Origin of the sequence: Sphingomonas oryzagri, from assembly GCF_029906645.1 — a bacterium.
GTDB lineage: Bacteria > Pseudomonadota > Alphaproteobacteria > Sphingomonadales > Sphingomonadaceae > Solisphingomonas > Solisphingomonas oryzagri.
The window spans coordinates 1924641-1946503 of record NZ_JARYGZ010000001.1 but is presented as its reverse complement, the minus strand read 5'-3'; the positions used below and the strand labels follow the sequence as shown (position 1 = coordinate 1946503).

Annotated in this window: 25 protein-coding genes; all 25 read right to left on the bottom strand. The window is 62.1% G+C overall.

Annotation, left to right across the window (positions count from 1 at the left end; genetic code table 11):
* Positions 1–14 precede the first annotated feature (14 nt).
* The 25 genes from QGN17_RS09525 to QGN17_RS09405 all read right to left on the bottom strand — a co-directional run bounded on the left by QGN17_RS09525 (position 15) and on the right by QGN17_RS09405 (position 21863).
* Positions 15–197 carry a hypothetical protein gene (locus QGN17_RS09525; RefSeq protein WP_281044241.1) on the bottom strand — a complete coding sequence of 61 codons (183 nt, stop codon included), beginning with the start codon at positions 195–197 and terminating at the stop codon, positions 15–17.
* Between the two features lie 2 nt (positions 198–199).
* Entirely contained in the window at positions 200–325 is a 126-nt protein-coding gene (locus QGN17_RS09520; RefSeq protein WP_281044240.1) for a hypothetical protein, read from the bottom strand.
* Positions 326–351: 26 nt separating this feature from the next.
* Positions 352–495, bottom strand: a complete 144-nt coding sequence (locus QGN17_RS09515) for a hypothetical protein (protein WP_281044239.1) — start codon at positions 493–495, stop codon at positions 352–354.
* Position 496: 1 nt separating this feature from the next.
* Positions 497–1327 carry a hypothetical protein gene (locus tag QGN17_RS09510; protein ID WP_281044238.1) on the bottom strand — a complete coding sequence of 277 codons (831 nt, stop codon included), beginning with the start codon at positions 1325–1327 and terminating at the stop codon, positions 497–499.
* 1 nt (position 1328) lies between these two features.
* Complete coding sequence (locus QGN17_RS09505) at positions 1329–3905, bottom strand: hypothetical protein (protein WP_281044237.1); 2577 nt, start codon at positions 3903–3905, stop codon at positions 1329–1331.
* On the bottom strand, positions 3905–4372 hold the full coding sequence (locus QGN17_RS09500) for a hypothetical protein (protein ID WP_281044236.1): 468 nt from the start codon (positions 4370–4372) through the stop codon (positions 3905–3907). The genes QGN17_RS09505 and QGN17_RS09500 overlap by 1 nt, the downstream gene beginning before the upstream one ends.
* Entirely contained in the window at positions 4372–4962 is a 591-nt protein-coding gene (locus QGN17_RS09495) for a phage tailspike protein (RefSeq protein ID WP_281044235.1), read from the bottom strand. Before QGN17_RS09495 ends, QGN17_RS09500 begins: the two co-directional genes overlap by 1 nt.
* A 100-nt stretch (positions 4963–5062) precedes the next feature.
* Positions 5063–7753: a hypothetical protein gene (locus QGN17_RS09490; protein ID WP_281044234.1), complete on the bottom strand. Its 2691-nt coding sequence runs from the start codon at positions 7751–7753 to the stop codon at positions 5063–5065.
* A complete protein-coding gene (locus QGN17_RS09485; RefSeq protein ID WP_281044233.1) occupies positions 7750–9501 on the bottom strand; it encodes a hypothetical protein in 1752 nt (583 codons plus the stop codon). Before QGN17_RS09485 ends, QGN17_RS09490 begins: the two co-directional genes overlap by 4 nt.
* Positions 9501–10127 (bottom strand): hypothetical protein, encoded by a 627-nt coding sequence (locus tag QGN17_RS09480; RefSeq protein ID WP_281044232.1) that lies wholly within the window; start codon positions 10125–10127, stop codon positions 9501–9503. The genes QGN17_RS09485 and QGN17_RS09480 overlap by 1 nt, the downstream gene beginning before the upstream one ends.
* Positions 10127–10561 (bottom strand): hypothetical protein, encoded by a 435-nt coding sequence (locus tag QGN17_RS09475; RefSeq protein ID WP_281044231.1) that lies wholly within the window; start codon positions 10559–10561, stop codon positions 10127–10129. The genes QGN17_RS09480 and QGN17_RS09475 overlap by 1 nt, the downstream gene beginning before the upstream one ends.
* Positions 10562–10641: 80 nt before the next feature.
* On the bottom strand, positions 10642–11124 hold the full coding sequence (locus tag QGN17_RS09470) for a hypothetical protein (protein WP_281044230.1): 483 nt from the start codon (positions 11122–11124) through the stop codon (positions 10642–10644).
* Complete coding sequence (locus QGN17_RS09465) at positions 11117–12514, bottom strand: packaged DNA stabilization protein (RefSeq protein WP_281044229.1); 1398 nt, start codon at positions 12512–12514, stop codon at positions 11117–11119. The genes QGN17_RS09470 and QGN17_RS09465 overlap by 8 nt, the downstream gene beginning before the upstream one ends.
* A complete protein-coding gene (locus QGN17_RS09460) occupies positions 12514–12972 on the bottom strand; it encodes a hypothetical protein (protein ID WP_281044228.1) in 459 nt (152 codons plus the stop codon). The genes QGN17_RS09465 and QGN17_RS09460 overlap by 1 nt, the downstream gene beginning before the upstream one ends.
* On the bottom strand, positions 12969–13376 hold the full coding sequence (locus QGN17_RS09455; RefSeq protein ID WP_281044227.1) for a hypothetical protein: 408 nt from the start codon (positions 13374–13376) through the stop codon (positions 12969–12971). The genes QGN17_RS09460 and QGN17_RS09455 overlap by 4 nt, the downstream gene beginning before the upstream one ends.
* Before the next feature lies 1 nt (position 13377).
* A complete protein-coding gene (locus tag QGN17_RS09450) occupies positions 13378–14148 on the bottom strand; it encodes a hypothetical protein (protein ID WP_281044226.1) in 771 nt (256 codons plus the stop codon).
* Complete coding sequence (locus QGN17_RS09445; RefSeq protein WP_281044225.1) at positions 14148–14381, bottom strand: hypothetical protein; 234 nt, start codon at positions 14379–14381, stop codon at positions 14148–14150. Before QGN17_RS09445 ends, QGN17_RS09450 begins: the two co-directional genes overlap by 1 nt.
* A complete protein-coding gene (locus tag QGN17_RS09440; RefSeq protein ID WP_281044224.1) occupies positions 14374–14811 on the bottom strand; it encodes a hypothetical protein in 438 nt (145 codons plus the stop codon). Before QGN17_RS09440 ends, QGN17_RS09445 begins: the two co-directional genes overlap by 8 nt.
* 71 nt (positions 14812–14882) lie before the next feature.
* A complete protein-coding gene (locus QGN17_RS09435) occupies positions 14883–16160 on the bottom strand; it encodes a P22 phage major capsid protein family protein (RefSeq protein ID WP_281044223.1) in 1278 nt (425 codons plus the stop codon).
* 118 nt (positions 16161–16278) lie between these two features.
* Positions 16279–17085 carry a hypothetical protein gene (locus QGN17_RS09430; RefSeq protein WP_281044222.1) on the bottom strand — a complete coding sequence of 269 codons (807 nt, stop codon included), beginning with the start codon at positions 17083–17085 and terminating at the stop codon, positions 16279–16281.
* A 2-nt stretch (positions 17086–17087) separates the two neighbouring features.
* The gene (locus QGN17_RS09425) at positions 17088–17351 is read right to left on the bottom strand and encodes a hypothetical protein (protein WP_281044221.1); all 264 of its coding nucleotides are present in this window, start codon (positions 17349–17351) and stop codon (positions 17088–17090) included.
* Positions 17352–17448: 97 nt separating this feature from the next.
* Positions 17449–19731 (bottom strand): portal protein, encoded by a 2283-nt coding sequence (locus tag QGN17_RS09420; protein ID WP_281044220.1) that lies wholly within the window; start codon positions 19729–19731, stop codon positions 17449–17451.
* A 99-nt stretch (positions 19732–19830) separates the two neighbouring features.
* Positions 19831–21069, bottom strand: coding sequence for a PBSX family phage terminase large subunit (locus QGN17_RS09415; RefSeq protein WP_281044219.1), 1239 nt, complete (start codon positions 21067–21069; stop codon positions 19831–19833).
* The gene (locus QGN17_RS09410; protein ID WP_281044218.1) at positions 21056–21382 is read right to left on the bottom strand and encodes a hypothetical protein; all 327 of its coding nucleotides are present in this window, start codon (positions 21380–21382) and stop codon (positions 21056–21058) included. Before QGN17_RS09410 ends, QGN17_RS09415 begins: the two co-directional genes overlap by 14 nt.
* Before the next feature lie 319 nt (positions 21383–21701).
* Positions 21702–21863 carry a hypothetical protein gene (locus QGN17_RS09405; protein WP_281044217.1) on the bottom strand — a complete coding sequence of 54 codons (162 nt, stop codon included), beginning with the start codon at positions 21861–21863 and terminating at the stop codon, positions 21702–21704.

Here is a 21863-nt window from a genome sequence, read left to right as displayed (position 1 = left end):
GGCCCATGCCGGCATCAGCTATGACCCGGCCCGCCTGGCGCAGGCGGCTCGGTGCCACCACCACCGCCGGACTGCGGCGTCACGGTGCCGCCCGCGCCATCGCCACAGGTCTGCTGCATGATAGCCTTGAGCGAGTCCGCGACGGTGCTGGTCGGGGCCTGCTCGATCGCTGCGGCGAGTGCGGCGCAAAAGTCCATCTTCATTCTCCTGCCCGGATGCCGCCGGGGACGGGGGTTTTGGAAAACATGGGGACTTGGATCTGCGTGGCAGGCGATACCGTCCGGCCCACGCCAAGCGAATTGCCGTGCTGGATGATGACGATCACCGGAGGTTGATCTTTGGCGTGGGTCACTATGCGCGCTCCGGCGCGGGCGGCGGAAGCATCCCCTGCAGATATTCGATCAGCCGGCGCTTCTCGTCGTCGGTCATCGCGTGGAGGCGGTTCATGAACGCCTCGTCCTCGCGCGAACGCTGCTTGAACTCTTCATCGGTCATGTCACGAAATCCCCAGCAAGGTTTTCCACGCGGCGAAGATGGCCGCGATCTTCGCGTCGAAAGCGCTGTCTCCGGCCTGATAGGCCTGGTTCGCGATGAGCCAGCCGCCATGCTTCCCGGCTAGCGGCACGCCAGCCGATGCCGAGACGTAGCCGAAAGGGTGGGCCACGGCGGTTGACGATGTGGTCAGGCCATCCGGCGACGTTCCGCTGTTCACCGTGCCGAGGTCGTTCACGATAAAGCGGTTCTGCTTGGCTACCGGGTCATGACTGAGCAGCACCAGCGAGGTGGTATTGAGCGCCGGCACCTTGCCGGTGAAGGTGACATCGGTCTGCGATCCGCTGGCCCACGTCACGCCGATACGAACGTCCGCCGCCGCGAAGATCGCATTATAGCCCGAGGCGTCCGCATTGGCCCCGAAGATCGAATAGAGGCTGTGCGTTCCGCTACGGTCGTTGATCCGGATCGGCGCCATGAAGGTGAAGGCGGCCGGGGGTTGCCCGTTCAGGAAATACGGGCCTGTCGGGGCCGAGGTGCAATCGATCGAGGGCTTGCCGTTGAAGCCCGCGTCCGTGGCTGAGAGAATCTGCGTCGTGCCGGTCCCCGCGCCGTTCGCGCCGACAAGCACCGGCTGGTTGAGCCTGTCCGCGAAATTGGCGTTAGGGTTGGTGTAGCCCTGAAGCCCCGCGACAAGATCCTTGGGCCGCGCATAGGAGAAGATCTTCGACTGCCCCAGCGACACGACGGCGAGGTCCACCGCATCGTTCAGCAGCGGCGGATAGGTCGTGTCGCCGGTCGAGTTCAGCAGGGTAATGCCGGTTCCGATGTTCATGTCAGCTCGCCGTGAATGTGAGGATTTGAGACATCGCCCAATTGTAGAGCGGCACCGAACCGATCGCGGAGGACGAGACCGCCGCGCTGCTGTCGCGGAGAGGTGCACGGGGTCCCGTCGTCGGCCCAGCCGCGACCGCCGGGTAGGGAGTCGGGCGAACACCTGTGAAGTTCTGCATGGCAATCTTCACGGTGTAGGACTGGCCCGCAGTCAGCGCCGTGTTCGGGGTGAGCGACACGCCATAGCTGCCCACGACCGAGGGGTTGGCCGCCAGTGGGATTTCCGTGCCCGTCGCGTCGAACAGGTGGAAGCCGTATTGGCCAGGATCTGTGACGTTGGTCGTGTCCGGCGTCAGCGGCGTGTTGGCGTGATACGTGATCGAGATCGTCGTGCCGGAACCGGCAATATTGGTCGCATAGACCGCGAGATTGTCCAGCCCGGCGCGGATACGGGCCACCGCAGCACCGATCCGCTCGCCATAGTTGCGATAGCTCTCCTTGGTCGCGTGGAGGCCGTCAGGGCCATAAGCGGACCAGAATTGCGGCCCGAGCGGAATGAACTTCGTCGGGTTGGCAATCGCGTTGGCAAGCTGCGCGGCCGGCACGTTGCCATTATAGTGGGTCGACCCCACGCTATTGCCGTAGACGCACCAGCTTGATGGTTGCCAGAACAGGAAGGGGATGTTCGTCGGCACGGTGAAGCCGTTGGTCGAAAGCGTCGCCTTCAACGCGCTTTCCGTCGCCGCCTGCAGCGCGTTCAGGTTCGTGATGTAGAGATCGACCGTCGCCTGGTTGTCGTTCGGATAGTTGCTCTCGCCCTGATCGAACACGACGCACGGGATTTCGAGCGTGGCGCCCTGCAGCTTGCACCACGCACTGACCTTCTCCGCCAGCCGGATCATGTTGATATAGGGATTGGTGCCGACGCCGATCTGGTCGATGCTGGCACCACCAACACCCACCGTCGCGATCACGGTGATTTCGTTGGACGCGAGGTTCGGGACGAGGCCCACCGCCGTACCACCGCACTGCGTTTCACCGAACTGGTTGGCCGACGCATCCACGACCTCGTAAAGATCTACGAGCTGCGCCGCCTGCGTGTCGTTCATGAGGTTCGGCGCCGTGGGAAGCTGCGTAGCGCCGCCCTGCACCACACGGGTTCCGCCGTTGAACATCAGCGCACGGCCGGGATAGGGCGGGGTGCCGGTGATCACGCCGCTCGCGTTGGTGCCGATGCTGAGCGACTGGCCCGTCTGCAGCACTAGCACGACCTTGTTGAAGGCGGTGTTCTGCATCTTGGCCCGCGCGCCGTCGATCTGGAAGCTGCGGCGCTCCGGGTTGCCCGAAGTCACCTCATCCACCCAGCGCAGGACCGTGCCGTCCTCCGCCTCGCCCCGGATCGTTCCGCGCGGAGAGGCAATCGCGATCTTGGATGCGCTGCTCATCAGGTAGAGCCGCGTATCCGCCAGCACCGCCGGGGTGTAATCCGTGTAGCCCGGAATGACCGTGTTGTCGGCCCGGTAGTGCATGACCGGGTAGCCATTCGGATCGAACACGCCCCAGCCGCCGCCCTGGATCGGGAAGATGGGGGTGAAGATGCCCAATGCCTGATTGGCGAACGCCTGAGCCTGCAGCGACCAATATTTCGCACCGCGATCGCCCGCGCTTCCACCCGGAACATCGGTGTTGGTGCTGTCGTTCGCGTAGTGGCCGGCCAGTGTGGCGAAATTCTGCGCATAGGCAGCATCGGTCGGAAACAGGTAATGGAAGCCCGTGCCGCTTGCTCCGGTCATCCAGACATGGATGCCGGTATTCGGGACATTGGTCGCGCCATTGGTCGGATCGGTATGCGTGCCCGTGTCCGATGTCGGAACGACGATGGGAAGCCCGATGATCTGGTCGTTGATCAGGATCCAGTTGGCGTTGGTCGTCGTCGGCAGGGTAGGCGGCGCCGTTCCGGTCGAGGCAAGGATATTCTGCCACAGCGCGCCCTGATCGATCAGGCGGTTGCCCGCGACGTAAGCAGTTGCCGGATTGTAGGCCGTGAAGTCCGTGACGAAATCTGCATAGGTCGCGCGATAGGTCTGCATCTCGCCGAAGCGGGCCGATGTCTGCAGGTTGGCGATGGACGTGGTGTTGGTGGTGACGCGAACGTCGAGCGCGGCCTCTGCCGTCTGTGCTCGGGTGGTTTCGGTCTGTTCGGCGGTCTGCGCGCGGGTCGTTTCAAGCGCTAGGGCCGATGCAGCCGCAGCCGCGACCTGCTGATCCCCGATCAGACGGTTCGAAGCCTCCGCAGCCAGCGCGATCTGGAATCCGTCCGAGGTGGGGAGGATGCCCACGACGACGTTGTATTCCTTGGCGATGATGTTGCCGGAACGGGTGGACGTGATCGTGTAAAGCCCATCCGCCGTGTTGAAATAATAGCCGCCATAGTCGTCCGTGATGAGCGGCTGGCTCAGGAAATTGCCGTTGTCATCCGTCAGAACGGCAGCGGTATTGTCGATCGCTTCGACGGTGACATAGGCCCCGGCGATGGGCCGCAGATACTGATCTTCGACAAGGCCGACATAGCGCGCCATTATGCGTATCCCCCAAGATTACGTGCTGTGGCGGTCACGATGTTGCTCGTCGCCGTCTGCCCGGCCGCATCCGTCACCGTGCAGATGAATGTCGCGGCCTGCGGGATTCCCGCCGAGACGCTATCCGCCGTGAACGCCGTGGACGCCGCAGTCGGATAGAGAATGGTGAACGGGTCGCCGCCGGTTTGCGTCCACGCATAGGTGAGCGGCGCCGCGCCTCCCGATGCGGTGCAGGTCGAAGGCGCCGTCGTCACCGCGATGGCGTTGTTGCTGCGGCCTGTACCGCGCACATCGGAAGGCGATGCGACCGCTCCTGTCGTGCCGCCGAACGCGCTGAACACCTTGCGCGATACGTTGCTGGAATCGCGCGCAAACCCCGCCGCGATGGTGCGCAGCGTGTTGCTGGCATCTCTTGCCGAGATCCCCGTGAGCGTGCGTAGCGCCGAAGTGTCGCGAACCGCGCTCATCAATATTGGAGCCAAAGATCGCCGGGCTGCGACGTTGGATCAGCCGCCCCCGATGCCGTGATGAAAATCCGGCCGCCCGTGAACCCAGCCGTGCCCCAATAGACATAGGCACCAGCGCCCTGTCGGTTGATCGCGCCGGAAACCGTGCCGCCCGTTGCGGGAAGTGGATCTGGAATCCCGGTCGCCGTCTTGAGCGCGGCTTGGCTGGCGAGGGTGAGGAGGCTCAGGCCATAAGGCGTGTTACTCTGGCCCGAAATCGTGGTCAGGTCCGCATCGAGCGGCTGGAAGCTCGAATTGTCCGTGAACACGCTCGGCGAATAATCCACCAGCACATCGTCATAATCGGCGATGCGCATGGAATAGTCGGCTTCCGCGACGAAGATGCTTGCCGGGTTGGTGCCGTTGATGATCCGGCCACCCAGCGTCCGCAGCGGCTGCTGCGCGACGACCGTCAGCGCCTTGTCCCAATAGACCGTGATGGGGTTGGCTACAGGGTCGGCGTTTGCCTCGCCGATGTAGATCTTGCCCATGTCCATGAGCGCGCCGCGCGCGTCCGTGAAGATCGGGATGGGATTGCGCACCTGCTGCATCAGCGGTACTCCGGATGGGTGAAATCATGGGCCATCAGGGGCGCCGTATTGGGCGTGATGTGGATCGTTCCTTTCGACCCAGGCCAAGCGATCAACGACTTCATCGCTTGCCCCCTTTGTCATCAGATGCAGCAGCCCGCGTCGGCTGAATCGCAGACAAAAGGCGTTGCTGAATCCCCAACACGTCGTTCGCGATAGCCGGCTCCGCGCGCGCGATGGCGCCAAGTCGCTGAATATGTGCAAGAGCCGCATTGCCATTCGGCTTGCGCGACGCGGCGACCAGCCAACGGGTTAGGCGAGGGCTGGTGAGAACTTCGGCGCTCACCTTTTGCGAGATAGCCGGAGTGACCAGCCCTGCGGCGACAAGTGGATGGCCGCTCAGCGCCGCGAGGGCGGCACTCGCCAAGCCGCCGTTCGTCAGGTTGGCGGCATTGATCGCGCCAGTGTTCGAGAAACCACCGAACGCCTCGCGCTGCTTCACTTGATCGGCGATGCGAGCGAGATTGTCGAGATTGCCCCGCAACTCGCCATGCCCGAACAGGGTCGCCTTGGCGTCGTCCGAAAGGTGCTTGTTCCAGTTCGTCAGGAACGTCCCGATCGAGAAGGCGTCACCTTCAGCGTTCTGACGACTGTCCACAGCGCGGCCTAGGCGGTCGATCATCGTCGCCCTGACCGTGGATTGCTCTTCCGGGCTGAGGCCTCCAAACATCTGGCGGAAGCGTGCGATGTTTCCATTGTCCCGCGCCATATTGGCGAAGGCGCTAAAAACCTGCTCGTTGCTCTTACCGGCGAACGGATCACGGGAGACGGCAGCAGCGCGCGAAGCCGCCTGATCCATCAAATCCCGCTGCCCAGCGCCGGGCAGAAGATATGACTTCGCCCGATCGGACAAGCCGCCCCAAGCTTTGGAGAAAGCCTCCGGGTCAAATGTCTTTCCGCCCGCAGTCTGATTAACAAGCGTCGCCCGAACCGTGGCGGCGTCGTCTGCCGGAAGTGAACGCAACACCCGGCCGAGATTGGCGAAGTCACCGGAACCGTTATTCTGCAAAAGCCTCTGGACAGTCGAGAAGGCTTCATTCGGCGTCTTGTCTTTGCGATCCCCGACAAGCAGCGAAAGCGTGTCGTTGATCCGCTTCATCCGCCCATCGGCAAAATCGTTCGCTCGCGTCCACGCCTTATAGGCTTGTGGACTGACATCCTTTGCCGTCGCCCGCATATCCTCAGAGAGGGCGCCATACAGGGCGCGCAGTTGGCGCGGTGCGATCTTAGGCGCGAGTTGCGGCGATGCCAGCGCATCACCGATCTGTGTCCGGAATTCCTTCAGATCGTTCCAAGAAAGCTGTCCACCTTCCATGGTCGTGATGGGCTGCGATTTTCCAGCCCCAGGAAGAACCGGTCCATCCTGAACAACCTCTTTTGGAGTGAGCGCATCTAGGTAGCGCCCAAACCGGCTGTTCCTGAACATCGCGCCGAGATCGGGATTGCTCTGCCACGCCTGCGTGAGATCGGACAACACCTTGCGAGTGTTGGTCAGGGTAGCCGGCTGATCAGGCTCGATTGGGATGCGATCGTAAAGCTGTGACGTGCGATCGGCGGTATCATCCATGAAACGCGACACGCCGCGCTGGAGCAATTGGCCTGCACCTGTGATGTCAGTCGAACTGCCAAGGCTATCCCCAACCGCGTTTGCGATTGATTCCCCAGCATCGGAGGGGCGCCCCTGTCGGAGAATGGCGCCACCAGCATCGGGTGAAACGGCATCGCCTGCCAGTTGCCCAACCCGATCTTGAAACTGAGAAACGGTTTGATCGGCAGCTCGCCCGATAGTGTTCGCACCATAGGGGGTTTGAACAGTGCCGGCCGTCATGCGGCGAAGGCGGTCGCTCCCGTAATCAGCGGGGAGGAGGTCAATCCCTTCAGCTTGGGCGGCACGATAGAGCTTTTGCTCTTCACTGAGAGGAAGCGCCCGCGCGGCCTGCCGAGCCGCATAGGACCGATCAGCCAGAAGCGCGCCAGCACCACCAAGCGCCGCACCACCGATTCCGCCAGCTGCAGCGCCTTCAAGCGCGCCCGTCAGTCGTTCGCCGGGGCCTCCGTCCGCCGAACCCGCGCCATACGCGCCACCATAGGCAGCGCCCTCAGCCGCAACCCGGCGCGCAATAGTACGCTGCGCGATGACCCGCGCCTCATCCGCTGCGAAGCCTTCGAGGCGCGCGGCGCGATACGCATCCGAGGCAACCGCCGAAAGACCACGGGTAAGACCAACGCCCTCGCCAACACCAGGGATAACAAGGCCACCAGCAAGCTCACCAGCGATACGGGCATAGGGATGTTGGGCCTGATCCGCGCGCGCCTGCTCACCATCGGAGGCGACGGTATCGTTATACGCGGAACTGAAATCGCCGCCAGAGAGAAGCGAGCCAACGCCTGATGCCGCACCGTGGATTTCATCGCCGAACCCCAGCGTCGCGCCATCGATCGCGCCGCGTGCTGCCGAACCCAGCGCCCCGCTTTCGCGCTTCTGGTCACCATAGATATTAACGGTCAGGCGGCCAGTCTGCGGATCGATGTACCCCGTTGCGTTTCCCTGATCGCCACCATTGTCGGCTGGTACGCCGGGATCCTCGAAACCGCCCGAGCCGTATTTGCCACGCTCGGCGTTCGGATCGGGCATCTGCTGACCAAGCGCCGCCTGAAGCTGCTCGGGCGTTGCGCCCGGCGGACCTTCGATGTCAGCGACATGGCCGTTGCCAAGATCGACGGTGTAGATCTGTGTCTGCGCGTCGGTCATTTCGGCCTCACGCGCAGGATGCGGAAGCCGGAGGATGCCTGATCCTGCTGCTTGAACGGGCGGTAGCCCTGATCCTCGCTGAATGTGTCGTCCATGGCCTGATTGCGCTGGACGATTTCGCGGCGAAGATTCATGAGCTTGGCGCGTGCCGCAGAGGGACTGTCCGTGACGCCCGGAACCCACTTTTTCAGGCGCTCATCTTCGGCCGCCGAAACGGCTGCACCCGAAATATCCTTGATGATAACGCCACCGATCTGGCCGATCTGCGCGCGGAAATTGGTGCCGGCCGGGTCATTCCAGTTGGTGAATGTCGTTCCCAAGGAGCCGGTCGTAGGCCCGATCGCATTGCGCGCAGCCTTGGCTTGCGGGCTATCGTTCTTCGGATCGAGCAGGCGAAGGGCGTTATCGATGTTGGTCAACGAGGCTGTGTTCGTCGAGCGCGCCGATAGGGCCTGCTGCGGCCACGGCTTGAGCTGGGATTTGTTCTGACCGCCAACCGCCGAAATCTCACCCGTAGGCGAGCGCTGATAGACGGTCTGCGGATCGAGGCCGGGGATGGCCGAAACCTCTTGCGGGGTGAGGATGCTGTAGCCCTGCTTGCCACCCTGCGACGTGTAGATCGTGCGGGCACCATTGCCCTGCGATGCCGGCGACGGCGTGCCACCAGCCTCAACACGCGCGGAAATCGCCGCCACCTTCGGCACGGCTGAAAGCGGAATCTTGTCGTTGATGCCGATACCCAGCCCATCCGCGACAGTCTGCGCATAGGCCTGCGGGTTATTGCCGTCCGACGCAGGGGCATAATGCTGTGCCCACTTGAGCGGGGTATCGTACCCGTTCTTGATCTGGTTGCCGATGACGATGCGATGTGCGCGCGCGCCGTTCTCAGGTGTGTCGAACTGCACAAAGCCATTCTGGTCGCCGACCTGCCCCTGCCATCGGTTCGACGGATTGGACCGGATCGCGCCGGGATTATTGAGACGAACACTGAGCGGCGCACCGCTTCCACCGGGCGCCGCTGCAGTGCCAGACGATGGATCACCTCCTCCCAATGAGACAATGGACTCCGAACCGTCAGCGTTCTTGACGACCTGATATTTCGGGGCCGCATCGGTCGCCCGGTAAAGCTCACGGCCCGAATTATCGACCAGCGCACCGCCGGGATTGATGACGTGCGTGGAATCCTTGTCACCGCCCGTCACACCGATCGCCTTCGCGAACTCGGGAGACGCCGCCGCAAGATGCGCCTGAGCGAACGCCTTGAGCTGGGTCAGAGCGTCCTTGTCGCCAGCGGCAAGAGAGGCCTTGATGCCTTCCGCCTCGCTCGTATCGATGCCCTGCTGCTTCTCGGCGTTGATGATCCCGTCGATTTGCTGCGAAGCGAGGTCAGCGCGCCCAGCATTGGCCGCGTTGTAGATCTGCGAAAGCTGGGTCACCCGCGAGATGCGGGCAGGCTCGTCCATGACCTGATACGACTTCTGGAGCGCATCGGCCTGATCGGGGAACATCATGATGCCCTGGGACAGCTTCTGCGGCGTCGGGTCCTTGGCGTAATCAGCGGACCATGCCTGCCACCGCGCTTCCTGAGCCTGCTTCTGCTGCAGCGCCTGAGCCTGCAACGCGCTCATAGCCAACTGCTGCTGCCCAAGCTGGTTCTGGATGTTCTGCTGCTGATAATCGCCAACAGTGCGCCCATAACCCGTACCGGCGAGCAGATTTGCGATGATGCCGGACGGATCGGTCGCCATTACCAGCCGAACGCCTTTGCGAGACCGCTGCTGTTCCCGCCGAGCTGGTTAAAAATGCCTTGTGCAGCCGCATAGGGAGCCGCCGCCGCCGTGGCCTGTGCGCTGCCCTGCTGTCCGTAAAGGTTGCTCACCGCATTGGCATAGTTCTGCCCTGCCGTAGCTTGCCCAGCGACTGCCGCTTGCCCCGTATTGATGAGGCTCCCATAGTTGGAAAGCTGGTTCTGGATGACGCTGGAAAGCGTGTCCGTTCCGAGCCGGGACAGGGCATCCTGCGTGTTTCCGCCACGCAACCCACCCGTTGCCGCCGCATTGGCAAGGATGCTGTCCGTGCCATTCGACATGAGCGAGGTGAACAGGGGCGAGGTCTTGAGCTGATCGATCGCCGACTGCTGACCGGTCGCGCCACCGGTCCCGAGACCAAGAAGGTTCAGGTAGGCAGTAAGACCGCTGTTGCCGGCGGAAAGGTAAGGCGCCTCGTTCTGCTGGGTGATGCCGAACTCGCGCGACTGTTCGTCGATACCCTTCTGGTAAGCTGCCGCCTGGATCTTGGCCGCCTTGGAAGCACCTTTGCCACCAGCGATCCCGCCTAGGATGGAAGCGCCAGCCGAGATTGCTGCCGTTGCCATCAGTGCACCCAATCCGACTTGCGGATTTCGAAAATCTCGTCGTCGTCATCGGACGAGGGCAGGGGATGTGCGCCGATCTGGCGGTTGAACCAGCGAGCCTTTCGGTTGTCCCGAGGCGTCGATCCCCACACGATGTCCGCGCCATGCTCGAACATCCACGCCACCATTTCGCGGCCGGTCTCGATCGCCTTGCGCCCCCGACAGGTTTCGGAAAACAGCGTATGCGACTGAAAGATTCCTGGCGCCGTCATCTCGAAAGCGGCAACCGCATCCTCCCCATTGGAAAGGACGATGACCCCCGTTTGCGTCGATGGACGGGCGACAATCTCGCTCCAGTCCATGAATCCACCATCGGGGCGGATGAATGGCCGAACGCTATCGCTGTTTGCGATGTCATTCACAAATTCGGGGGAGGTTTCGCGACGAACGGCCACCTTGCTCTCTCAAGCTCAGGTTGGCCCCGCAGAAGGCCGGTTCGTGCGTGCGGACTGTATGCCTAAAATTTAAGCAGGCGTCAAGATACCCGCCACGCCATTGATCCACCGGTTTTCCGGTACGCAGCATTGACAGCCACGCCCGCCGCAGCTGCCGCTACGTCATCGGCATATGGCCCCGGAAACTGAAAATCCGTGGTCATGACTTGCCCGGATGGAGGAAGATCAAGGTTCGTATCAGCCGCGAGATTGAAGGTACACGCGAAGCCCCCGTTCAACGTGATCAGGTAGACCAAGGTGATACCATATTGACCGCCGGGGCCACCATCGGTTGCCGTAAAGACTGCAGGGTCTGGCGTGAATACCCGCTCATTATCCAAGGCCGCGTTATTCGACAGGGTCAGCGCAGTCGCTGCGGTAATGCCCTGCGTCGCGTCCGTCAGCCCAGCAATCGCATCGGAATTGCTCTTGCCAATGCCGGCCAGGCTTTCGAGCCAGCGAAGAACCTTTGGATCGTTCGTGATCTTCTGGAGATCTGCACGGGTGACGGTCGTTTCAGGCATTCAACGGCTCGATATCAGCTTCCAGAGAGGCCCAGCTTGCCAGCGCATCGCTATCGCCACGGAACCGGAACGTGATATAGTTGCGGAAACGCTTGTGGGTGTTGAACACGACGCGCTTTGTGCGGTTCGCCGGCTTCCCCAGGCTGTTTGCGCGCTCCATGCTCCACGTTTCGCCGTCGAGAGAATAGGATAGCAAAGCACCCGGCTCAGGCACGCTCTGGTGCCGCCCCGGAAGCCCGACAAGCTCCAGCGAATGCACAATCGCGCTGTTCGTCTGGTTGTAGAGGAGCTGGGTGATGAACTGCCAGCCTGCAGCCTCCCCGAAATGGCTTGCCGTGCCATCATCGAGAACGCCGATCGCAGCCGTTTCCGTGTCGCCGACCCACCACTTACCATAAGCCAGGATCGCGTTGCGCGGGCGATAGGCCTTGTCCAATCCTCGCCCTGATCGGCATACATACCAGACAGGCTTGTCGGCCTGCTGGGATGCCATTTGCAGATATACCAGCGTGCGATCGGGAAGGTGGACGAAAAGCCGCTGTTCATCCCGCGACACGCGCGCTTCAAGCTGCACTGTCGAGAGGTCAGCTACCTCCGCCAGCATATCATCGATCGCGCGGGTCGATAGTTTAAGCGCCGATCCCCCATCTGCCAGCCAGATAGCTGGGGCGTGATTCCGGCCCGAGCCACAGAAAGCGAACGTCTGCGAGAACAGGCATTTTGCGCGTGGCCCGACGCACCCGATCGGAATGGTCGCACCCGGATTGACTGCGAACGGAAACACGGTGCCGCCCTGATCCGTGTAGATCTGGATGGTGTTCTGCCCCAGCACATAAAGCTCGCTGCGGAGACGCAGAAGGCCCGTCACCATGTCCGGATCGGCTTCCGCTGAGCCATATTTGAGCGGATCGACGCTCATGGGGTCCGACAGGTCCGTGACGATGATACTCGTCCCGTCCGTCGAGATATAATAGCCGTCCATCCAGACGACATCTAGGGATGGCCCGAGATCGGTATCGGTGACTTGGGTCAGCTCAGTGCCGTTCCAGTAGTAGAGCGATGTGCCGCTCTGGATCGCCAACCGGTCGAATCCATAGTCCATGGCAACCATGCCGCCCGGCCCGACATCGCCCAAGGTCGTAACTGTTCCGTCCATGGAGACGGAAACCAGCTTCGTCCCCATCACCCGATAGAGCGTGCCGTTCCAGTTGATGCCGCCCCGATCTATGCCGGGACCGGTACCCATCGCCACTGCGCCGCCAGCGCTGCGCACATACCCGTTCGAGATGCCGCTCTCGATCTGCACCGGCTCAAGGTTGATCGGATATGCCTGGTTGAAATCGGCGATTTCCGACATCGTGACGCCGGAGAGGAGCGGGATAGCAACCATTATTGCGCCGCTTCGTCATCCGAGACAGGCGCCACGAAGAAAGGCAGCGGTCCGTTCCAATAGCGGTTGCCGGCCCCGCGAGGCGTCTGCCTGCCCATCTCCACCTGCGGGATAAGCGGCCACTTCATCAGGAACTGCTCACAGGCCCGAGAAGCCGGCTTGCTCGTCGTCAGCGTCTTGCCGATCTGTGGAGCGAGAAGCTGCGCGACATAATAAGACGCACCGAGAACATCCGACGCCGCCAGCCCGCTTTCATCCTCAGCCGATCCATCGTTATATTCGGGATAGTTGTAGCTGGTGCAGCCGATCGCAGCCATTTGGTCGTTCATGGCGCGCAGGCCGGCGTTATATTCCTCCGGCGTCAACTCGAACTCATACGATGCCTGCCCACAGAAGCCGTATGCGCGCTGGATGATGTCGCGTTTCTTGGGACCGCCGAATGTTGGGACGATGGTCATGGCTCAAGCGCGATCATGTGAAGCGTCGCCGCAATTGGCGTCGGGTTGATCGAAAGCGCCCCGAGCAGCAGCGAGAGAAGGCCGGCCGACACGCGGTTGATCTGGAACTGACACTGCGTGTTCGTCGGCGTGCCTAGGACCTGCACGTTGAACAGATCCTGGTTGCCGGCCGGAACCTGCACGATGCCGCTCACGACCGGAGTAACCCCCGCGCCGAACGCAGTCGGATAGGTCCATGTGTAGGTTGTCGCAGCGGACCCCATCACGACGATCTGCTTGCGCGCCTTGCTCGCATGGGTATGATTTTCCATAGCGTAGCGCGTGATTGAGCCTTGGGCGCTCGTATCCGTTACGCCAGGCGGTGCGGCCTGCGCCGGCTGCGGCGGGTCATTCCAGATCGGCACGTCAGAACTGCCATGCGCAGATAGCGGGCGTTCCCGATGCGGCGATGAGATTGATCGCCTCGCTCGTTCCGTTCAACTCCAGAGTGGCGCCGGGAGCGATGCGGAGATTGCCAGCGCCCGCCACTGCTGCCGCGCCGACATTGACGAAGACGTTGATCGAGGCGTCCTGATTCTGGATCAGCACCTTCGATCGCGAGGTATTGGCCGCGAAAAGCTGCTGCGATGTCGCGCTACCGGTGGTAACAGCGGAAGCGGTCTTGGTCGTCGGCGGAGTGCGGCTGTAGACCGAAACGCTGTCACCCGCCTGGAACACCCACTGCGTGCCGTTCCACACCATATTCTGCGAGTTGGCATAAAGGCCGCTGGTCGAGGCGGAGCCGTTGGTCGGCGTCTGCACCGTGGCGACGCTCGTCCCGTTGTTGCTCTTCAGGACGTAATAGGGTGCGCCCTTGGCATCGACCGGAAGCGGCGCACGCTGCCCGTTCGTGTAGGTTGTGCCGAGCGTGTTGTTGACGAGACCGCCGACCTTGACGCTGTTTCCCGCATCGGACGCGCCATCAGCGACGTTGCCCTGCACCTGATTGGACGAAGCGCCCGAGCCGCTGGTGACGGTGAGCGGGTTGGCAGCAGAGCCAAGCGGCGAGCCGGTGCCAGTGCCGTCATCCAGCGTCATCGCCGGAATGACAGTTCCTCGCGCAACACCATCCGCGCCGGTCAGATAGATCAGCGTGCCGGGAGTGCCGCGCGCGCTGATATGATACGTCAGAGCCATTATTCGGTCCTCGCCTTGGGCGGACGACCGCGCCGCTTGGGCTGCTCCAGCTCCTCAGCGGTCAGCGGCTCCTCGTCAGGAACATCGTTGGGGTGGAGAAACCACCCCTCGTTCAGCGCGCGCTCTTCATCCAAGGGATCGACGAGGGAGCACATGGACATCATGCGCCCCCAAACGTCGATTTCTCCGCCCATACGATAAGCGGCCTTCGGATATTCAGCGCCTTCAGCCACGCGCCTTCACCGCCGAACGGTTCACGTCGTTGGTGTAGTTCGGGCCGGCGTCGGTCACCTCGTAAGGCGTCTCGATGCCGAGATAGTCGCACAGCACCTTCACGATATCGGTGCGGTTCTTGCCCGAGCGCTCCACCTCCAGAAGCCCGGCGACCTGCCCCTCCGAAAGCGACACGGGGCGATCACCCTTGCCGTTCAGCGTGTCCTTCAGCGCGTCCGGGTCGAGATCGACCAGATCCTGCAGATGGAACACGTCATAGGTGGGCGTGATGCCCGGCTCGGGATCATTGTCCTCGATGCCATCGGTCGCCTTGAAGCGCGCCTTTGCGCCCTCGGCAATGGCATCCTGAATGCCCGAAAGCTGCGCTTCCTTGACCTTGGAAGCCGGAACGTCCGGAAGCGTGGAATCAGTTTCGATCTTGTCTGCCATGATAATCCTCCAAGCCCCCCGGCTCGTCTAGAGAGGCCCTCCCGACACGATTGCCGGGAGGGAGGCTTGGGTCAGGTCTGGTTGAACAGCTCGATGCCCGACATCTCCGGCTGGAGATTGACGAGACCGTAGAACACGTCCCAGCGATACTTGGTGCTGAGGTCGCCGATCGCGCCCTGGCGAGCCATCGTCACCGTGATGCCGCTCTTCGTGGTCGCCGACATGACGGCCATGCCCGAGTCAGGCGCGGGGACGTAGCGACCCGGCATGATCTCGAAGCAGTCGTCCTGCCAGAACACGTTGACCGGAGCCGACACGGTGTTGAGGAACGTGATGCTGGCACCATTGGCCGGAGCAGCCGTCACGTTCTTATACTGCAGCTCCGGATCGGTGCCGCCCGTGCCGGAAATGATCGGCGGGGTGATCGTCACCACACCCGTGCCACCAGCGCCAGAAACGATGCCGGTGATGCGGAAGGTCTTGAGCGCGCCCGTGTCGCCCTTGGTGATGTGGTGCGTTGCGTTGACACCCGCGATGGTGAAAGCATCGCCCACCTTCACCGTACCCGAAGTGACCGCAATCGAGATGTTCTGATAGCGGTTGTCCACGTTGTTGCGGGTCAGGCCATCCGAAGATGCGACGGTCGCAGCCGGCGTGTAATAAAGCGGGTTGGTGTTGGTGATGGTGACACCCGTCGCCGTCGCAGCGGTGAGGCGATAGGCATAGTCCATCTTGTAGGTGTCGAAGCCGGCGACCTGACCAACCTGAGCGTTGGTGTAGGCGCTCTCGGTGCGGCCGTTGAGCGTCTGACGCTGGGCGAGATTCGACGCCATCGAGTTGTAATCCGCCGACGACAGGAACGCCTTGCGCATCGTCATCGGAATGCCCTGGTTGTTCAGGACGGTATCAACCGCCGCCAGGTCATCGAAGCCGGAAGCCGCCGACGTGCGCTTGACCACGATCGAGCCGGTCAGCGCGGCCAGATTCATGCAGTCCACGTTGATGTCGGAGGCGAGGCGCTGGAGAGCCGCCTGACCCAGCCGCTCTTCCTGCAGCGCATCGCGCAGTTCCAGCGCCGTCAGCGTGAGCGGAACAGCGTGGCTGTAGCTCAGCGTGGTGGGGACCGAAAGCTGCGTGTAGTTGCGCGCGAAGTTCGAGGTTTGATCAAGACCCGTGAACGACTGCGCGATGTACGGCTGCGGGCGCCAGATGGTGTTGAAAGCGCGCTCTGCGGTCGTGCCGTCGAGCTGGTACTTGCGGAAAGCCTTGGAGATGACAAGCGCGTCCTCGAACCCTTCGAGGACCTGATCGAAAGCCACCACCTCCTGCTTGGAGAAGGAATTTGCCATGGAAACCTCAGCGAACGTGAGAGAGCCGCCGATCGGCTCGATCACACCGTTCGCTGCTGTCTCAGGCGCAGGTCCCTGGTTTGGTGCACGCTCTTAATGCCTAAATATTAGGCACTCGTCAAGCGGCCTTTCGCTTCTCGGCACGATGCGCGCGGAAGGCGTCGAGATCAGCCTGCGATCCCGACTTCTCGTACTTCTTCCACAGTTCGGTCTCGCGCTTGTCGTCGGCTTTCGCAGCGACCGGCGCGGTGCTGCGGAGGATGGTATCGGCTTCCGGTGCCGGCGGCTTCTTGCCCTTGACCACGATCTTCTGCTCCACCTTGAAAAGCATCTTGAACCGGCTGAGCGGGTCCTGTTCCGCAGCGACCTTGCTCAGCACGGAGGGGTTGTTCCCGATCGCGCCGACGAGCTTGGCCGGGTCATCGGCATACTGGATGATCGCACCCAGGAACTCGGGGCCGAGCGCGTCCAGCACGTTCCTCTCGGCCGTCTCGAAATTGGCGATCTTCATGGTCTGCGCCTTGGCCTGATAGTTGACCCTGGCTCGCTCGAACGCCTGATTGCGGACAGCGGTCTGCTCTTCGGCCTGCGCGGCCTCGGTGTCGATCGCTCGCTTATCCTCGTGCCATTTCGTCAGAGCCGCCTCAAAGCGCTCTTCGTCGTAGTCCATAGATTCCAGCGTCGGCTTCGGACCTAGCTCGCGCTTCTGCGCCGGGGTTGCCTTGCGATGCGCTGCCGCCTCGCGTTTGGCGTCTGCCACCTCCTGCCGCAGACGACGAACCAGCGGCGTATCCTCCGGATCGTCCTCGCCCTCGATTTCGAGGCCGATTTCATCCGCATCGCCCTCGGGCTGCTGGATATCCTGATCGTCGCCCTCAGGCGCGTCCAGATGCAGGTCCGTGTCGTCGTTCTCGCCGTCGATCATGGTCAGTCCTCCTGTTGAGCCAGAAGCGTGTGCGTCAGCGACGCCGCTCCCATGTTGAGCAGGGCGATGCTGTCCATCGCTTCGGTTTCGCCCCAGCCATAAACTTGGATCTTGCCGTTCTCGGCTACCTGCACCGCGACAATCGCGCGCGTCGGGCTGAAGCCTTCATCGGCCTCGCTCTCAATTGATGCGGCAGCGGTGCGCAGCATTGCCGGAATATCGCGCGCATTACTCTCATAGAGAGTCACGACCTCGGCCAACTTCATGCCGCATCTCCGTGGCGGAAGGCGTCACGAATATTTCTGATAGGATGGAAGAAATTGATCAGCGCTTTCTTCGCTTCAATTATCAAATAGCTCCACATTATGCCGCGTCTCCCTGCGGCTGGCGCTCAGCGTGATCCTGCTGACGCTCGGCCAAGTCCTGCTGGCGGCGCTGCATCTCGCGGTCGTGTGCGTCCTGGTGAAGCTGGGCGCCGGTCTTGATCCGCTGCTGATGCATGTCGTGCTGAAGATGCTCGGCCTGTGCGGCCTTCAACTGCGCACCTGCGTACTTGTCCGCGATGTCGGCATCATTGGCGGGTGTGCTGAGACCGGTCGGCACAGCCGGCGCCTTGGACAATTCCTCAGCCTGGGCCTGCTTGAGCTGGGCATCGGCCTGCTTCTGCTGAGCGCTCGCCATGTTGAGCGCCGATTTGCTCTGACTCTCCTGTGCCGCCGCCTGCAGCGCGATGGCCTGTGGATCGGGCTGTTGCTGTTGCGCGGCCTGCTGAAGCTCCTGAGCTTCTTCCGGTGTCGGCTTGACCACACCGAGAGCGATCAGGCGAGACCGGGCATATTGCTGCATGTCCTGCTGTCCCTCACCATCCTGATTGAGAACGGCGGTCAGCGTGGCGGCCTGCGCAAGTTGCATGTCCTGCGCCTGCACCGCTACGGCAGCAATCTCCATGTTCTGCTTCACGGTCTTCTGCCGCTTGGTGGCCGTCGATTCCTGAACGTCGGCGATGACCTTGAACTTGCCCCGGCTCAGGTCGTTGCGGACCTTATACAGACCCTTGTCCAGCACGGTTTCCTGAAGCGTTGCTTCACCGTCCTGCCCGTCGAGCGTCAGCGTCTCCACCTTACGGCCCGGCTCGAAATAGACCGCGCGCGCCATGCCGAGATAGATTTCGCCCTCGCGCGCGATGCTCTGTCGCATGTTGTCTAGATAGATGCCGGACTTCGCATCGACGCGGGCCGCAGCAAGGTCCATCGCCTCGGCGGACGTATTCGCCTTCACCTGATCGGCGTTGTCGTCCTCGTCCGTCAGGTCTCCGGATGCGATCTGCAGCAACGCTGCTGTGACGGGCTGAACCTGAGGCGGCTCGACCTTCCCCAGAGGGCCGGCGCTGACGATCGTGCCGTCATCTTGACGCAGCGGCATGATCGGAAGGAACGGCAACCGGTCGATATTCTGCCGCGCCCACACCTCGGCGAGCGGACGTACACCACCCAAGCCGTCGTTGATCGTGCCGGCGATTTGCTCGATTGCGATGATCGGTACTTCGCGCGGCGCAAGGCTGTCCGTCTCGACCAGCTTGGCGATGCGGGTGTTATAGATCCGCTGCCGGTCCATCATCTTGCCGACATGCCCCCGCCAGCGCGGCATGTTGTCCACGTAATCGCGCTTGCCGTAGACCGGAACGATCGGGATCTGGTCGCCCGCGATGTATCCGCAGTCCCGCAGCACCTTCATGCCGTTCAGGATGTATTTGTGGACGCGTTTACGCTTGATCGGACGCTCGGTGACTTCCCAGCCCTGGGCGGTGAGGTTGCCCCGGCTTTCCTCATCAAGATCGGTCTCGAAATACCGCTGCTCCTCGCCGCTATCCTTCTGCGTGAAGATCAGCAGCTTGTCGGTCGATTCCTCCACCACGTAATATTCGGCCGTGCGGACGATATCCGGCGTGTACCAATCCCAAGCATACTTCCAATTGGCGAGCGGCCACGGGTCGAGATTGTTAGCTCCCCACTTGGCCTCTGCCTCGGCACGCGGTGACGCCGTGATGATAAATGCCCACTTCGCGTCTGATGCGTCGTACAGGATTGAGCCACCATCGAAATAGACGCTCTGGTCCGCATCCACGATCGTTAGGCCGGGATTGACCCGCTGGCTGTCATCATCGGGATCATATGGATCGGCATAGTCGGTCGTCAGGCGATAGGCGCCGAAGCCACCACGGATCGCTTCCTGGAACGCATTGTCCCGAGCCTGCTGCGCCTTGAAGAAATGGCTGTCGGCGCGGTGCATACCGTCGAGCAGGTCAGCGCTATCGACATCCGCGCCTTGACCCGGCACGAAATCGACCGTCAGCCGGTTCTCGCGATAGTCGGTCTCGATCTTCTCCAGGCTCTTGGTGATCTTGTCCACCTCGGGCCGGGGCGCGTTCTCGAACTGCTCGCCCCACGCGCCTTCCCATTGCGCGCCGGGGATTGTGACGAACCGACGCGCTTCCAGCGACTGCGCGCGCAATTCCTGCTGCGGACGCGCCACGCTGTCGAAGCGCTGCATCGCCTCGTCATGCAGCTCCATCATCCGCTGATTGTTCGCGGCCTCTTTGGTGTTGTCGATATCGCTCTCGGCGACCGGCTCGAAATCGTCAGCCACGACGCACCTCCACGCTGAAGCGATAGATCCATGGACAGGGGCCGCTAATGCTGAACGGTGCCGTCGTCAGGATGTGCGTGCGCACAGGGCCAAGGTAGATCATGCGCGCCTCGCAAATGCCGATGTCATGCCGGGAATGGAAACGGAGACCGTCTTGGGGCGCCCCGACAAAGCCCGCCGCGCGCCCTCAACCGCGTATCGCAGCGCGTCGATCAGGTGATTGTTCTTGTCTTCCAGCACGGAAGTCACCTGACCTGTGAGGCTATCGACCTTGAAGCTGTAGAGCGTCAGTTCATCGATCAGATGCTGGCAGCGCGGATGGACCACGATGTCGTAGCTCTTCAGGAACTCGACGCCTTCCTCCAGCGAGCGGGCGCCCTTGAGCGCCGGCTGGATGTTCGGGAAGCCATGCTTGCGTAGATGGCTGATCGTCTCCGGTCGCGCGCTGTCCGCCGTCATCCAATATCGCTCGGCGTCGGGGATCGACATGAACAGGTTGGACAGGTTCACGATCTCGACGCCAAGGCCGTATGCCTCGTAATCCACGAAGATCGTGCGGCCCTGGATATAGCACCGCACGGCGCAGCTCGGGTCGATGCTGAACCCGAAGTCGGCGCCAAGGCGGAACTCGGCGCCCGTCTCTGCCTCGAATGGCTCGACACACCAGTTCTTAAATACCCTCGCTTCCGAATTGCGGCGGTACTGGCCCAGCCAAATGTGATTGTATTTGTCGATGTCGCGGCTGCGATCGAACTCCATCTGCTCGGCAAGCTCGGCCGGGAACCACGGATTGCGATCGTAATTGACGTTCATCACGACAGAGCGCGGCGGTGCGCCATTCTCGCCACGGAACATCACGTCAACCGGATCGGTCTCAAGGTCAGGGTTCCATGACCAGATCAGCCGCGACCCTTCTGCGCGGATCGTCGGCACCAGCGTGTTGATGCTGTCCTGACTGACGCTCTGCGCCTCCTCGATCCAGCAATCCGTGACACCCTCGATCGACTTCACGTTGGCCGCATTGCCCTTGAGGCCGGTGAAGATGAACAGCGAGCCGTTGGGGCCACGGATCTCGCTTTCGGTGCTGGTGAACGCAGCAGACAGCCCCAGCCGGTCAATCTCGTCGTCCAGCAGGCGCTTGACCGAATCCTTGATGCTCTTCTGCACCTCGCGGGCGCACAGGACACGATGATGCTCTTGCGCCGCCTGAATGATCATGGCCGTGGCGATGGATCGCGACTTCGCGCCCCCGCGCCCGCCCCACAGCGCGATATGGCGAGCGTCCTTCTTCCACAGGACCTCAGCCCAATCGGGGATGTCCACGCTATTCTGCTGCATCGGGCGCCTTGGTTTTCACAAGGTTCACGATCAGGCCGGAGGGAAGCGGGTTTTCAGGATCGGAGCCAACAAGCGCCTTATCCTGCCATTCGTCCTTGCCCATGTTCTTCAGGCCGAACGTGATGACCGTCGCATTACCCTTGCCATCAAGGGCCGTCGAGCGCGCCGCCCTCTCCCACCACGACAGGCATTTCGCCTTGCCCCGCGATAGCGCTTCCGAAAACTCGGGGTGATTATCTGCCCACTCGTTAATCGTGGAACGAGCTACATCGATTTCAGCGGCGAAGGATGTGACGCTTGCGCCCTCTGCCATGTGGGCGACAAGCTGCTCGCAAAAGGCAGGATCATACTTAGTCGGGCGCGCCATAGCGCCAAACCATCTACATCAGTCGGAGATGGTTTTGACCAATGGATTTAATCGAGAAGATGCTCCCGTTCCAATTCCTCTTGGCAAACCGTCGTGAGGCGACTCTGCCAATAATCCAGATCTGATAGGTGGCTCAAAGGGATGCATACGGTCAGAACGACAATCCTAGCGTCTGTCGTCGCTCGCAGGCGCTGCAGCGCCACTCGCATTTTATCAGCAATCAAGGATGTCTTACTTTCATCGTCATCGGCAAACATGCGCGTAGTCACCCCACCGCTCCCATGCGTTTCAGGTCATCCAGCACCCTACGCGCATCGCTGTAGCCCCACAATCCGCATCGGCGGGCAAGCTCGGCAAGGCGCACTTCTTGGCCCGATGCGATCATGTCGGCGTAAACGGATAGCACCTGTTGCCGGCGCTGGGTCAT

What these genes read in the sequence shown, in the direction of transcription:
- QGN17_RS09435 (WP_281044223.1), bottom strand. Translation starts at nt 16,160, where the DNA reads ATGGCAAATTCCTTCTCCAAGCAGGAGGTGGTGGCTTTCGATCAGGTC.
- QGN17_RS09405 (WP_281044217.1), bottom strand. Translation starts at nt 21,863, where the DNA reads ATGACCCAGCGCCGGCAACAGGTGCTATCCGTTTACGCCGACATGATC.
- QGN17_RS09500 (WP_281044236.1), bottom strand. Translation starts at nt 4,372, where the DNA reads ATGAGCGCGGTTCGCGACACTTCGGCGCTACGCACGCTCACGGGGATC.
- QGN17_RS09440 (WP_281044224.1), bottom strand. Translation starts at nt 14,811, where the DNA reads ATGGCAGACAAGATCGAAACTGATTCCACGCTTCCGGACGTTCCGGCT.
- QGN17_RS09460 (WP_281044228.1), bottom strand. Translation starts at nt 12,972, where the DNA reads ATGACCATCGTCCCAACATTCGGCGGTCCCAAGAAACGCGACATCATC.
- QGN17_RS09525 (WP_281044241.1), bottom strand. Translation starts at nt 197, where the DNA reads ATGGACTTTTGCGCCGCACTCGCCGCAGCGATCGAGCAGGCCCCGACC.
- QGN17_RS09495 (WP_281044235.1), bottom strand. Translation starts at nt 4,962, where the DNA reads ATGCAGCAGGTGCGCAATCCCATCCCGATCTTCACGGACGCGCGCGGC.
- QGN17_RS09480 (WP_281044232.1), bottom strand. Translation starts at nt 10,127, where the DNA reads ATGGCAACGGCAGCAATCTCGGCTGGCGCTTCCATCCTAGGCGGGATC.
- QGN17_RS09415 (WP_281044219.1), bottom strand. Translation starts at nt 21,069, where the DNA reads ATGCAGCAGAATAGCGTGGACATCCCCGATTGGGCTGAGGTCCTGTGG.
- QGN17_RS09410 (WP_281044218.1), bottom strand. Translation starts at nt 21,382, where the DNA reads ATGGCAGAGGGCGCAAGCGTCACATCCTTCGCCGCTGAAATCGATGTA.
- QGN17_RS09505 (WP_281044237.1), bottom strand. Translation starts at nt 3,905, where the DNA reads ATGGCGCGCTATGTCGGCCTTGTCGAAGATCAGTATCTGCGGCCCATC.
- QGN17_RS09485 (WP_281044233.1), bottom strand. Translation starts at nt 9,501, where the DNA reads ATGGCGACCGATCCGTCCGGCATCATCGCAAATCTGCTCGCCGGTACG.
- QGN17_RS09450 (WP_281044226.1), bottom strand. Translation starts at nt 14,148, where the DNA reads ATGGCTCTGACGTATCATATCAGCGCGCGCGGCACTCCCGGCACGCTG.
- QGN17_RS09515 (WP_281044239.1), bottom strand. Translation starts at nt 495, where the DNA reads ATGACCGATGAAGAGTTCAAGCAGCGTTCGCGCGAGGACGAGGCGTTC.
- QGN17_RS09465 (WP_281044229.1), bottom strand. Translation starts at nt 12,514, where the DNA reads ATGGTTGCTATCCCGCTCCTCTCCGGCGTCACGATGTCGGAAATCGCC.
- QGN17_RS09470 (WP_281044230.1), bottom strand. Translation starts at nt 11,124, where the DNA reads ATGCCTGAAACGACCGTCACCCGTGCAGATCTCCAGAAGATCACGAAC.
- QGN17_RS09490 (WP_281044234.1), bottom strand. Translation starts at nt 7,753, where the DNA reads ATGACCGACGCGCAGACACAGATCTACACCGTCGATCTTGGCAACGGC.
- QGN17_RS09510 (WP_281044238.1), bottom strand. Translation starts at nt 1,327, where the DNA reads ATGAACATCGGAACCGGCATTACCCTGCTGAACTCGACCGGCGACACG.
- QGN17_RS09425 (WP_281044221.1), bottom strand. Translation starts at nt 17,351, where the DNA reads ATGAAGTTGGCCGAGGTCGTGACTCTCTATGAGAGTAATGCGCGCGAT.
- QGN17_RS09430 (WP_281044222.1), bottom strand. Translation starts at nt 17,085, where the DNA reads ATGATCGACGGCGAGAACGACGACACGGACCTGCATCTGGACGCGCCT.